This window comes from Acinetobacter dispersus, assembly GCF_009884975.1.
Classification (GTDB): domain Bacteria; phylum Pseudomonadota; class Gammaproteobacteria; order Pseudomonadales; family Moraxellaceae; genus Acinetobacter; species Acinetobacter dispersus.
On the sequence record NZ_CP041970.1, the window covers coordinates 3,287,881 to 3,299,909 of the forward strand.

Genomic DNA, 12,029 nt, shown 5'->3' on the forward strand with positions numbered 1-12,029 from the left:
GACGACTGGTCTAATATTGATTTATAGTGTGGCTATGAAACGATCAAATAAAAGTGAAGCCACTCGACAGCACATTCTCGATACCAGCTTTGAATTGGTATTACGTAAAGGTTTTGTTGGTGTTGGCTTGCAAGAGATTCTTAAGGCTTGTGATGTCCCGAAAGGGTCGTTCTACCATTATTTTGCTTCTAAAGAGGCATTTGGTTGTGCCTTACTTGAACAGTACATGGCGGATTATAAAATCCGTGTTGAGCGGCTTTGGCAGCAGACCGAACAAAATGCTTATGCGCGTTTGATGGCGTTATGGCAGGCATGGATTGATGATCCTGTGTATGGCAGTTGGGCGGAGAGTTGTCTGATTGTGAAATTGGCCGCTGAGGTTTCGGATTTATCTGAAGACATGCGCCAAATTCTCAACTTAGGTGTGCATCGATTGACTCAACGCGTGGCGTTGTTACTGGAAGAAGGGCAACGACAAGGCTCGATTCCTACCCATCTTGACCCACTCAAAACAGCTCAGGTGATGTATCAATTGTGGTTGGGTGCCGCCTTGATGACCAAGTTGGCTCAAGACAAAGCACCACTACATTTAGCTTTAGAAACCACTCAACAACTGCTCCAACCGATTAAGGAATAAAACATGCAAAGTATTATCCATCATAGTTTTGGTGAACCCGTCGATGTGTTGCAGTTGGGTGATATGCCTCAGCCTGAGCCGAAAGCAGGTGAAGTTCGTATCAAGATGATTATGTCTCCAATCCATAATCATGATGTTTGGACCGTACGTGGTAGCTATGGTTATAAACCAACCTTGCCTGCGATTGGTGGTAGCGAAGCGGTGGGTATCGTCGATGCAGTGGGTGACGGTGTTGATACAAGTAAATTAGGACAGCGCGTTGCGGTCGCAGGGGTACATGGCAGTTGGGCAGAATATTTTATCGCGCCAGCAGCAAGTATCATTCCTTTAAATGATGCGATTGATGATCAGACCGCAGCGCAGCTGATCGGGATGCCGATCAGTGCTTTGATGTTACTCGATTTTGTAAACGTACAAGCAGGTCAATGGCTGATTCAAAATACGGCAAATGGCGCGGTAGGAAAAACGGTTGCCATGATTGCCCAAGCGCGCGGACTGCAAGTGATTAATCTGGTGCGCCGTAGTGATGCAATTACGGAAATGCAGGCATTGGGGATTCAGCATGTGGTCGCGACGGATCAGCCAGATTGGAAGCAACAAGTTAAAGCGATACATGCCGATCAGCCATTAATTGCTGGGGTAGATTCAATTGGTGGCAGTGCTAGCGGGGAAATGTTGAATCTACTCAGTGAAAATAGTCTATTGGTTTCGTTTGGTAGTATGACTGGCGAGACTATGCAGATCTCATCGGGTGATCTGATTTTTAAACAAGCCACGGTTAAAGGTTTCTGGGCCAGTGTGGTCAATAAGGAAATGCCAGCGGAACGTAAAAAGGCTTTGTTTGTGGAATTACTAACACTTGCGACGCAGAAAAAACTGGTTCTACCTGTTGAAGGTGTTTTTGGTTTTGATCAGATCGAAGCCGCGGCATTGAAAGCAACTCAAGGCGCGCGTCAAGGTAAAGTGTTGTTAAAGCCATAACTGTAAGCATACTGGGTCAGTTTTGCGACTGATCCAATCAAATTCAAACACAATAAAAAGGAAAAAATCGTATGTTAGGACAAGTACTGATCGGTTTGATTGCAGTATTGCATGTTTATATTTTGGTGCTGGAAATGTTTTTATGGGACAAGCCCTATGGTTTAAAGGCCTTTGGTAATAGTCTGGAAAAAGCACAACTGACCAAAGTGTTGGCACAAAATCAGGGGCTGTATAATGGTTTTCTTGCAGCGGGTCTATTCTGGTCATTATTAGCACCTGCAACATATGCTATTGCGATTGCCAATTTCTTTTTGGGCTGTGTATTGATTGCAGGGATTTACGGTGGACTCACTGCGAGTAAAAAGATTATCTATATTCAGGCTGTGCCTGCATTGATTGCTTTAATCGTGGTGAATGTTTTTTAAGCGAGCAATAAAAGTAGGCATTTAATCTGATTTATGCTTTAATGCGCTCAGTTTGAGATGAGCCTCATACAGTATATCGAACGATACGATATACGACTAAGCCCCTATATGGGGCTTTTTTATGTCTCAAGGAAAATCTCTTGTGCTGCCCACATCTTGATAGAGAGCAAGACTGGGAATTATGGATAAAGGACTGCCACAAGTTGCCATTTTTGGTCATCATGTGTGAATAAAATCAAAAAACATCTTCTGGAATTTAAAATAAAAAGATTAAAATTAATAAGATAAAGAAAATGAGCAATAATAATGTTAAGAAAAATCATGTTATTCGGATGTGGATTGTTTTTTTGTTTTGGGGTGGCAGCACAAGAGACAAAAATTCTTGGATTTGATCAGGTTTTTAATTTAAATCATGATGAGCTTTATGAATTAGAGCTGCAAAATCTAAATCCAAGCTCTCAATTGTGGACTGCTTTTTATTTAATTGGTGTTCCAAAATCTGCAGCAATGAATACTAAAGCTGATTTTGTAATTAGTGGTGAGGGCGTTATTAATAAAGATCATCCTGCTAATCCAACAGAGGTTGTAAGTTTAGTCGCCAATAATTTACCAGCACGACAAAACTATTCTTTTAAAGAGTTTGATGATTTGGTTGAAGAAATCGAAGATCAAACGGGAAAGAAAATACAAGACCCAGTATTGGGTGACGCGAGTAATGTTCGTGTTTATGGTCAGATTATTGATTGGATTCCTGAATATAATTTACAAAAGCCCGCTAAAATTAGTTTTGGCATTGCAAACCAGCAAGATTTTGAAATCAAGGCTGCTTATTTGGTGATAGGGGAAGGGGAAAAAACACCACAAATAATAGCACTGAATATTCATCAAAAAATGGATGCTGAACAAGTGCAGAATTCTTTCCAAGAGAAAAGTCGTAGTCATGAATTGAGTTTTGCCCGTTTCGAGGCTAAGTTTCTTATTTTTTTAGTGATTATCGCGGCAACCATTTTTCTCAATTGGGGGAAATGGCGTAGGAATTAAATATTTGCATCAGCTTTTATGTGTGATGTAAAAGGAGGGCTTTTCCCTCCTTTTTTACAAGCGAATGGATCAGGATAATTTAATCTAAGCCTAACCATTGGCGTTGTTGATAAGCGCTGTCCCAGAATAACCATTCTAGTTTTGCACCCATGGTATAAGCCGCATGCATTTTGGCTAAAGTATCTTCATCACAGCGCGCAGCCACTTTATCAACCGTCGCAATCACATTACGCACTGCTGTATTAAACTCCTCACCTGCATAAGTATCGATCCATGCTTGGTAAGGATTGTTAGCAACGGATTGGCTGACAATATCTTTACCCACTTCGGCATAAATCCAGAAACATGGCAGTAATGCTGCCAGAATGACAGGGTAGCTTTCTGACCAAGCAGTTGCTGTCAGAAAAGAGGTGTAATGATGGCAGGCAAGGGTGAGTGGCGTGCTTTCAAACTCAGTTTTGCTGATCTCAAATTCCTGCATAAAGTCACTGTGCAAACTGCGTTCCACAATAATGGCGATTTTTGCTGCTTCGGAAAATTGAATCACATCATCAGCTTCATAAGCTTTTGCCGCAGCCACAGCAAGGGCACGACCATAAGCCAATAAGTAATGCGCATCTTGAATCACATAATGACAAAAGGCTTCACGGTCTAATGTGCCCGCTGCAAGTTCTTGATTAAATGGGAGTGCTAATATTTTTTGATATAAATCTTGATTACGTTGCCAAACATCTTGAGAAAACGTCATGGATTAAACCTATTAAAGCAAGCCGAAAAGAAATCTGTCAGCACTATAACAGAGTCTTGCAGTGATAATTTTTTCTTCAAAATAAGTGCAACAATCTTTTGTCTATTTCAACTAAAACTCGCCTACAATAGACGCATTTTTATAACCCTACGATTTGAATAAAAGGTTGCTCATGAAGCATTTCCGTTTCTCAATATTTTTTACGGTAGTGTGCTTAGCACTATCTGCCTACTGGGGCTATACACATGGTCCTGAAGCAGGCGTAGCAACCATGCTGAAAGCATTGACGATTACAGCAATTTTAGCAGTGATGGAAGTTTCTTTATCATTTGATAATGCGGTTGTAAATGCGTCGGTACTACGTGGTTGGGATCATTTCTGGAAGATGATCTTCTTAACGGTTGGTATCTTGATAGCCGTATTTGGCATGCGTTTAATCTTCCCTGTGGTGATTGTGGCTGTGACCGCGGATATGGGCATGATTGAAGTGGCTAAATTGGCACTGAATGATCCGAAAACCTATTCAGAGCGGTTAATGGCACATCATGCTGAAATTGCAGCATTTGGTGGAACTTTCTTGTTGTTGGTATTCCTGAACTTCTTCTTTGATGATGGTAAAGAAACCCATTGGTTTAAATGGTTAGAAGCGAAACTGGCGCATTTGGCTAGCGTGCCTGCAATGTCTGTTTTCCTTGCCTTGATCGCGATGATTATTATGGCTGCAAACGTAGAGGAATCAGCTCGTTTGGCCGTAACTATGGCAGGAATCTGGGGCATCGTAGTGTATATCGGTGTACAAGTGCTGAGTCATTTGTTAGGTGGTGAACCTGAGGTTGATGAGAATGGCAATGCAGTGACCCATGACTCCAATGGTGCAGCTACAGGCGTGGTGAAAGCAGGTTTTGGTGGTTTCCTTTACCTTGAAGTACTTGATGCATCCTTCAGTTTTGATGGTGTGATCGGTGCCTTTGCTATTACTAGTGATGTCGTGATCATCATGCTAGGTCTGGCAATTGGTGCGATCTTCGTTCGTTCGATGACCATTTATTTGGTTGAGAAAGGCACTTTGGATGCCTATATCTTCTTAGAACATGGTGCGCATTATGCGATTGGTGCCTTGGCATTCATCATGATTGCCAGTGGTACAGGCTTACACGTACCAGAAATTGTGACGGGTCTGATCGGTGTGGCCTTTATTGTTTGGGCTGTGATTGCCTCAATCCAATATAGCAAGCGTGAACAACACAGCTCTTAAGCTTGTTTTCAGCTTGGTCAGCTAGTGTAAATAAAGGAGCGATTATCGCTCCTTTATTTTTTCTCCGAAGAAAGATTGTGTTTTTCATGATCTAACTTACAACCTTTGCAGGCGAATGGCTTATAATTCGCTGAGCCAGTTATAGTGTCTTATCAACAATGAATGCTTTAGAACGCCGTTCAACCTTTGCTTTAAGTAGCATTTTTGCCTTGCGCATGTTGGGCTTGTTCATGATTATTCCTGTGTTTTCAGTCGCAGGGCAATCCTATCAATACGCGACGCCAGCCTTAATTGGTCTTGCGGTTGGGGTATATGGCTTAACCCAAGCAATTTTACAGATTCCGTTTAGCTTATTGGCTGATCGGTTTAGTCGTAAGCCTTTGGTGGTTTTGGGCTTATTGTTATTTGCAATTGGTGGTGCAATCGCAGGTTTATCTGACACGATTTATGGCGTGATTATTGGTCGTGCGATTGCTGGTGCTGGTGCGGTATCGGCTGTGGTAATGGCTTTACTGGCCGATGTGACCCGCGAAGAACAGCGTACCAAAGCTATGGCAGCGATGGGCATGAGTATTGGCTTATCTTTCGTGGTGGCATTCAGTTTAGGACCATGGCTAACCAGTTTAGTCGGCATTTCGGGCTTATTTTTTGTGACAACGATTATGGGCTTGGCTGCGATTGCAATGCTATTGTTGGTACCTAAAGTCACGCGACACCATCGAAATTATCAGCAAGGTTATCTGAATCAGCTCAAGCAAGTCATCCAAATGGGCGAGTTAAATCGTCTGCATGTCTCTGTCTTTGCGCTGCATTTATTGCTGACTGCGATGTTTATTTATGTGCCTTCACAGCTCATTGAATATGCAGGCATTCCATTGGCAAAGCATGGTTTAGTCTATTTACCATTATTGGTAATCAGCCTGTTTTTTGCTTTTCCAAGCATTATCATCGCGGAAAAATATCGCAAAATGCGCGGCATTTTTCTCACAGCAATTGCAGGGATTATCGGTGGCTTACTGATCCTGATTTTTGGCTATGAATCAAAATATGTTTTATTAGCTGGATTAGGCCTGTTCTTTATCGCATTTAATGTGATGGAAGCCTTATTGCCATCTTGGTTATCGAAAGCAGCACCGATCCAATCTAAAGCCACAGCAATGGGTGTCAATGCTAGCAGCCAGTTTTTGGGTGCGTTCTTTGGCGGGACCTTGGGTGGGCAGCTTTTGATGCTACAGAATACTGCGCTCGGGTGGAGTGTGCTTACGGGGATTGCTATAATATGGCTGCTGATTAGTTTTGGTCTGGCTCAGCCGAGATATTTGTCTTCTATTGTGTTGCCTTTACCTCAGGCGATACAAACAGATGAATGGACTTCAAAACTGTTGGCGATTCGTGGTATTGAAGAAGTCGTGGTGATGCCAGAACAGCAAGTTGCGTATATTAAAGTCGATAAACAGAGCATTGATGATGCCGGGCGACAAGATTTAACGCACTTGATTGGCAAAGAGGTAGCCATTTAATCATAACTCTTATAAAGTAAAACGTAGAAATATATAGGATGAAGACAGCTAATGCGTGGTGTGAATAAAGTTATTTTAGTAGGTACTTTAGGTAAAGATCCGGAAACAAAAACTTTTCCAAATGGTGGATCATTAACTCAATTCTCGATTGCGACAAGTGAATCGTGGATGGACAAAAGTACAGGTGAGCGTAAAGAGCAAACAGAATGGCACCGTATCGTGTTACATAACCGTTTAGGTGAAATTGCGCAGCAATATCTGCGTAAAGGCTCAAAAGTGTATATCGAAGGTTCATTGCGTACCCGTCAATGGACAGACCAAAATGGTCAAGAGCGCTACAGCACTGAAATTCGTGGCGATCAAATGCAAATGCTCGATAGCCGTCAACAAGGCGAGCAGAGCGGTGGTGACTTTAACCAACCTCGTTTTAATAACAATAATAACCAAGGTGGCGGTTACCAAAATACAGGCTATAACAATAACAACAATCAAGGTGGTTATGGTCAAGGCGGTGGCAATCAAGGCAATTATGCGGGTAGCCCTCAAGCAGGTAATGGTTTTAATACACCAAAAGCTGCACCACAACCAGCTGCAGCAGCACCTGCGGATTTAGATGACGATTTACCGTTCTAGTACACCCTAGAGACCATGGTTTGTTAAATTTTATAAAATTAATTTTAATAAACAATGTGTTATTGGAAATAAGTTTACAGCAATTACAAGTAATTCTGTAAACTTTTTTTCTGCTCAAATAAACATATTTGATACCTAGAGGGAGTCGCTATTACTCAATATGGCATTTTCTAAACTATGTTTACTGCATAAATATTATTTCAACTCTGCTGCGGAGCGGAAGCAGCTGCCTAGGGAGCTGCGTGACCCTGAAAAGAGAGAAGCGTTGATGGCTTTCAGGAATAGCCATAGAAACACACAGCATCGCGCTGTAGAGCCGCATCCGTTCTACCAGCTCCAATCGATTTGAGCTGTATAAGCGACAACAACGCGAACTGGCGCAATAACAGCATCTAGCCAAAACAGAGAAGTTAAGATTGGCAGCCGCTGTACAGGCAGCCGCCAGCCACGTAGCAGAACAGACCGCAAAACGAGGGGATCCGCAGCCGTTCAGGGGTTAGAAAGAATCAAATAAACACACTACGTCTATGCAATGGTGTTATCTACATGTTATTTGGGGGATTTTTTCTCCAAAAATGAGTTTTATCTGTCCATTTTCGAAATTAGAAATATAACTATTATTGATGATCATTTCATCAGAGATGGGTAAACCCAAACAACTTGAATCTGTATCAATATCTTTATAGCGGCTGAAAATGATTCCCTTAACAAGATATGCACCTGTATTCTGGCCCCAAAAAATAGCCTTGTCAGGGCCAAAATATTGTACTCGACCACGTTTTGAGGCCGAGGCTAACTCTCTAGAAGAAGGTGCGCCGAACATTCTATCTGCGCCTAAGGAGAGCCATTTTTGACAGATAGCACCATATATATCGTATGTAGGACGACCATTGATAAAAAATTGATGGTTACACTCTCCAGGGGGAAATTGAAAGGCGTTAGTTAACCATTGATAAGGTGTATTACCATGTTGAATGGATGGAACTGCTACAAAGCCTTCGGTATAGCCATTCCAAGTATTGTAGACAATCCCTTTGACTTTGTTGTTTCTTAATTGATTCATCCAATTACGCCAATTATCATATATACCGTCTTGATTATCTCCCCAATAAGCAGTTCCTTTTTCCTTCCAGACTATACGGCCATCAAAGCCATTGGAAATATCTAAAAAAATGGGTAATTCAGTTTTTGCCCAATCTGATATATATTTATTTTTCCAGTCAAAAATATTCTCTACAGCATATTTGATGCGATTAGACGACGAGGTTATTAATATATTGTTATTGATTGCTTCTTGATTTGGAGCGCTCCATTTTATGGACGGGCTTCCGTATACCTCGGAAACAAACCCTTGTATAGCAATGATGGATGAGGAACCTTTTAAATTGTTGCTATCATCTAAGTTTAAAGGATCAAGTGAAAATGGTTGATTGCCAATAGCATCTAAAGTAAAACCAACTTTAATTCCATGTTTGATATATATTTCTTCGGCCACTAAGTCAAAAGATTGGATGAATTTTTTGCTATATTCTTTTCTACTTAGGCCTCGGGTATTGTTTGAGGCTACGTGAAGAAGCTGTATTATATAACGTGGGTTTCCATCTTTATCATATAGTTTAAGCCACTTATTCATATCTGCTTCAAAAAAGTTTTTTAATATTCCGACATGATTTACTAACTTAGGAGCTATGAGGGTAGGGTTGGTGGCTGTTGGGTTAAAGTCTTGTGAAAATGACCATTGATTTGCTCTTTCTGCCAGCCAGTTAGGGTCATATCCACTCTCTATTGCAGGCATCAATAGTAAAGGCTTACTTTTGGCTGCTTCTACTACATCCTTAAAGCTATCTTCCTTTACTTTCATAGGAGACCAATAGACCATTTTCCCCCAATAGCTTACGATGAGTGTGTTTGCATTCGTGGCAACAATTTGATCTAAGATCCAACTGCGGGTATTCGCATCACTATCCCAGAGTAAGTGCCTTTGATCTAAAGGGTTTATAGTGTAGTATTTTAAATTGTCTTGCTTACCGTTACCAGGAAAGAAAAAAACTCCTTTCATCGGTTGGTTATTGAATGCAGTGGATGCGATTAATCCTCTTTTATCCGCTGCATATAAGTTTGAATATCCAGAACTTAAAATTATTAGAATAATAATTTGAAAGAACTTATTCCAAAGTTTACTAGTCATTTTTCACTCATAATATTGTGTATGGGGAAATATTGAAAAATTGATTTTATCCCCAAGGTTGGCACACTTTGATTTAATAAATTCGACTAATTTGTAAATGATAAATATTTACTCTGTGTCAGTTTATCCTACCGTGCTTTATTATGTTCGTCTAGTCAGCTTTTAATGTCTGTTTATCTGCTCTTTAGTGCTTATAATGATTAGGTGTAATCATATTAAGGAGTAATTTTTCCAATGATTTTTTATAATTATAATGTGCTCTGTTGCACAAATATTTAACCGTCCTAAGCAGCTCATTTCTTTGTGGTAAATGAATCCTTGTATTCTTCCAAGACTTCACATTCTTTCTCGGCGGAATGACAGCATTTGCATGTCCATCTGAGATCATCTATCGACAGTGTTTTGTATCATAAGCTCCATCCGTATAGACGAAATCAATTTTTTGATCTTTTGTCTCCTACAAATCGTCATGTAGTCTGGAGTAGTCCAATTCAAACTACACAGATTAATTAGACCTTGTACGAAGTCCGTGAGCATACGTAGAGACAAACAAAAGAGAGATTTGATCATTAAAAAGCGTTGAATAGCTGTATCAGAATAAATTTAGTTTTGTCCTTGTTTAGCTTTGGGTAGTAGGATTAAGCCAAGGCGTGATGTTTTCTCAATGGATCAAGGCTCGATTATACAAAGGCTAATTACTTGGATTGATGGTGAAAAAATTGCAGAACTCAGTTTTATACTAAAAATGCACTATAAAGAATAGCCACTGTCAGTTTTTGCCAATTCTCTCAGACCTTCCATGAGGGTTTCGATCAGCTTTTCCACCACCAAGCGTTGTCCCTTGCGTGAAGCATAGACCAACTGAACTGTACCTCGATTAGATTTCCATTCGGGTAACAAATGAATCAATTTACCTTTCTGAATATCAGCTTGAACGGTGAGATAAGGCAGATCAGCGATGCCCAAACCATCATTGACCGCATAATAAACCCCTGCCAAATCATTACTTTTCACTCGTGGCTGATAAGGTACATCCACGCTTTCATCACTATCAACGTGACATAAGTGCCAATAATATTGATGCTTTTGAATGCCCAAGGCTACGCTCGGATAGTGCTGTAAGTCTGAGTAATGATTAATGCTTTTGCCTTGCAGTAATTCGGGTGCAGCGACCAGACAATGCTCAGTTCGAATCACATCACGGACGATTAAACTGGAATCTTGATTGGGTTCAAAACTGGTTCGGATCGCAATATCAATGTCATCGTGAAGTACATCGACGCGACGGCTGGTGAGTTCTAAAGAGATTTCAACTTTGGGATAGGTTTTTAAAAATTGATTGAGTAATTTACGAATCTGAAAATGCATCATCAAGGGTGGGCAACTGATTTTGACCATGCCTTGTGGCTCATTTTTCTGCTTGAGCAGGACATTCTCGGCACACTCGACTTGTGCAATCACTTTGCAGCATTCTTCATAAAATTCTTGACCTAAATCCGTGACTTTAAAATGACGGGTAGTGCGTTGAATCAAGCTGACATTAAATTTATGTTCAAGTTCAATGATGCGACGGCTGAGCTTGGATTTACTGATATTCTCAGCTTCGCTGGCCGCGCTAAATCCGCCGTGTTTCACCACCAAATAGAAATAATGAAAGTCATCAAATGAGTTGATCAAGGCAAAGCGAATCCGATAAATATGACAAGATTAGAATAGCATTAACTATCCTAATCTTGATATGACGGTTTATTTTTCTGCAGTATTGGTGAAATAACTGGTCATCAAGTTGCGATAATCAGGAATATGATTCGAGAATAAAGCGCCTAAGCCTTCGATATCATTGCGCCAATCACGGTGTAGTTCACAGGCCATACCAAACCATGTCATCAGTTGTGCGCCTGCTTGTGACATACGATCCCATGCTGCATCGCGAGTGAGCGCATTAAAGGTTCCTGAAGCATCGGTAATCACAAATACTTCAAAATCTTCTGCCAGTGCAGATAAGGCTGGGAATGCGACACAGACTTCGGTGACCACACCGGCAATAATCAATTGTTTTTTTCCAGTTGCTTTCACCGCTTTGACAAAGTCTTCATTGTCCCAAGCATTGATTTGGCCTGGACGAGCAATATAAGGGGCATCTGGGAACAGTTCTTTCAGTTCAGGGACCAGTGGACCATTTGGACCATTTTCAAAGCTAGTGGTGAGAATTGTTGGTAAGTTGAAGTATTTTGCGGCATCTGCCAATGCCAAGACATTGTTTTTGAATTTATCTGGATCAATATCCCGAACCAATGAAAGTAGGCCAGCTTGGTGATCGACCAAAAGTACGGCTGCGTTGTCTTTGTCTAGGCGAATATAGTCTTTAGCCATTGTTGTATCCTCATGTTTTTGTAAAAAGAACACGGAAAAGAAAGTGAATTTCCGTACTGCTTGAAATTATGCTAGTTAAATTTTTCATGTAGATGAAGCGCAAAAAATGAGATAAACAATATCAAAAATAGGATGATTGATAATGTTTAGGGATTGATTCGCTTTTTAATTTTTAATTGTCCTATATGTAGAATAATGTGTTGCCATTCTGAGGCTATAAGCACACCG

Annotated in this window: 12 protein-coding genes and 1 pseudogene; 7 read left to right on the top strand and 6 right to left on the bottom strand. The window is 40.7% G+C overall.

All coding sequences use genetic code 11. The features are described from left to right. Nucleotides 1–34: 34 nt before the first annotated feature. From FPL17_RS15115 to FPL17_RS15130, 4 genes are all read left to right on the top strand, one after another. The gene (locus tag FPL17_RS15115; RefSeq protein ID WP_159885936.1) at nucleotides 35–637 is read left to right on the top strand and encodes a TetR/AcrR family transcriptional regulator; all 603 of its coding nucleotides are present in this window, start codon (nucleotides 35–37) and stop codon (nucleotides 635–637) included. A 3-nt stretch (nucleotides 638–640) separates the two neighbouring features. Further along, on the top strand, nucleotides 641–1,618 hold the full coding sequence (locus FPL17_RS15120) for a zinc-binding dehydrogenase (RefSeq protein WP_159885938.1): 978 nt from the start codon (nucleotides 641–643) through the stop codon (nucleotides 1,616–1,618). A gap of 71 nt (nucleotides 1,619–1,689) precedes the next feature. Then, nucleotides 1,690–2,043: a DUF1304 domain-containing protein gene (locus FPL17_RS15125; RefSeq protein ID WP_004803688.1), complete on the top strand. Its 354-nt coding sequence runs from the start codon at nucleotides 1,690–1,692 to the stop codon at nucleotides 2,041–2,043. Between the two features lie 306 nt (nucleotides 2,044–2,349). Further along, nucleotides 2,350–3,084, top strand: a complete 735-nt coding sequence (locus tag FPL17_RS15130; RefSeq protein WP_159885940.1) for a hypothetical protein — start codon at nucleotides 2,350–2,352, stop codon at nucleotides 3,082–3,084. A gap of 79 nt (nucleotides 3,085–3,163) precedes the next feature. Here FPL17_RS15130 and tenA read toward each other — a convergent pair whose 3' ends face one another. Beyond that, nucleotides 3,164–3,832 (bottom strand): thiaminase II, encoded by a 669-nt coding sequence (gene tenA, locus FPL17_RS15135; RefSeq protein WP_159885942.1) that lies wholly within the window; start codon nucleotides 3,830–3,832, stop codon nucleotides 3,164–3,166. 172 nt (nucleotides 3,833–4,004) lie between these two features. Here tenA and FPL17_RS15140 point away from each other — a divergent pair, with 172 nt between their 5' ends. From FPL17_RS15140 to ssb, 3 genes are all read left to right on the top strand, one after another. After that, nucleotides 4,005–5,087 carry a DUF475 domain-containing protein gene (locus FPL17_RS15140; RefSeq protein WP_159885944.1) on the top strand — a complete coding sequence of 361 codons (1,083 nt, stop codon included), beginning with the start codon at nucleotides 4,005–4,007 and terminating at the stop codon, nucleotides 5,085–5,087. 158 nt (nucleotides 5,088–5,245) lie between these two features. Beyond that, a complete protein-coding gene (locus tag FPL17_RS15145; protein WP_159885946.1) occupies nucleotides 5,246–6,607 on the top strand; it encodes an MFS transporter in 1,362 nt (453 codons plus the stop codon). A gap of 51 nt (nucleotides 6,608–6,658) precedes the next feature. Beyond that, complete coding sequence (gene ssb / locus FPL17_RS15150) at nucleotides 6,659–7,240, top strand: single-stranded DNA-binding protein (RefSeq protein WP_005297510.1); 582 nt, start codon at nucleotides 6,659–6,661, stop codon at nucleotides 7,238–7,240. A 327-nt stretch (nucleotides 7,241–7,567) separates the two neighbouring features. Here the strand turns inward: ssb and FPL17_RS15155 are convergent, their stop codons facing one another. The 5 genes and pseudogenes from FPL17_RS15155 to ycaC form a co-directional block, all read right to left on the bottom strand. After that, nucleotides 7,568–7,708: a hypothetical protein gene (locus FPL17_RS15155; RefSeq protein WP_159885948.1), complete on the bottom strand. Its 141-nt coding sequence runs from the start codon at nucleotides 7,706–7,708 to the stop codon at nucleotides 7,568–7,570. Nucleotides 7,709–7,778: 70 nt separating this feature from the next. Beyond that, nucleotides 7,779–9,428, bottom strand: a complete 1,650-nt coding sequence (locus FPL17_RS15160) for an LGFP repeat-containing protein (RefSeq protein ID WP_159885950.1) — start codon at nucleotides 9,426–9,428, stop codon at nucleotides 7,779–7,781. Between the two features lie 184 nt (nucleotides 9,429–9,612). Next, a pseudogene (locus FPL17_RS19025) lies at nucleotides 9,613–10,058 on the bottom strand (transposase); the annotation flags it as partial. A 120-nt stretch (nucleotides 10,059–10,178) separates the two neighbouring features. After that, nucleotides 10,179–11,105, bottom strand: coding sequence for a LysR substrate-binding domain-containing protein (locus FPL17_RS15170; RefSeq protein ID WP_159885954.1), 927 nt, complete (start codon nucleotides 11,103–11,105; stop codon nucleotides 10,179–10,181). Between the two features lie 69 nt (nucleotides 11,106–11,174). Continuing rightward, complete coding sequence (ycaC, locus tag FPL17_RS15175) at nucleotides 11,175–11,801, bottom strand: isochorismate family cysteine hydrolase YcaC (RefSeq protein ID WP_004657244.1); 627 nt, start codon at nucleotides 11,799–11,801, stop codon at nucleotides 11,175–11,177. Nucleotides 11,802–12,029 lie beyond the last annotated feature (228 nt).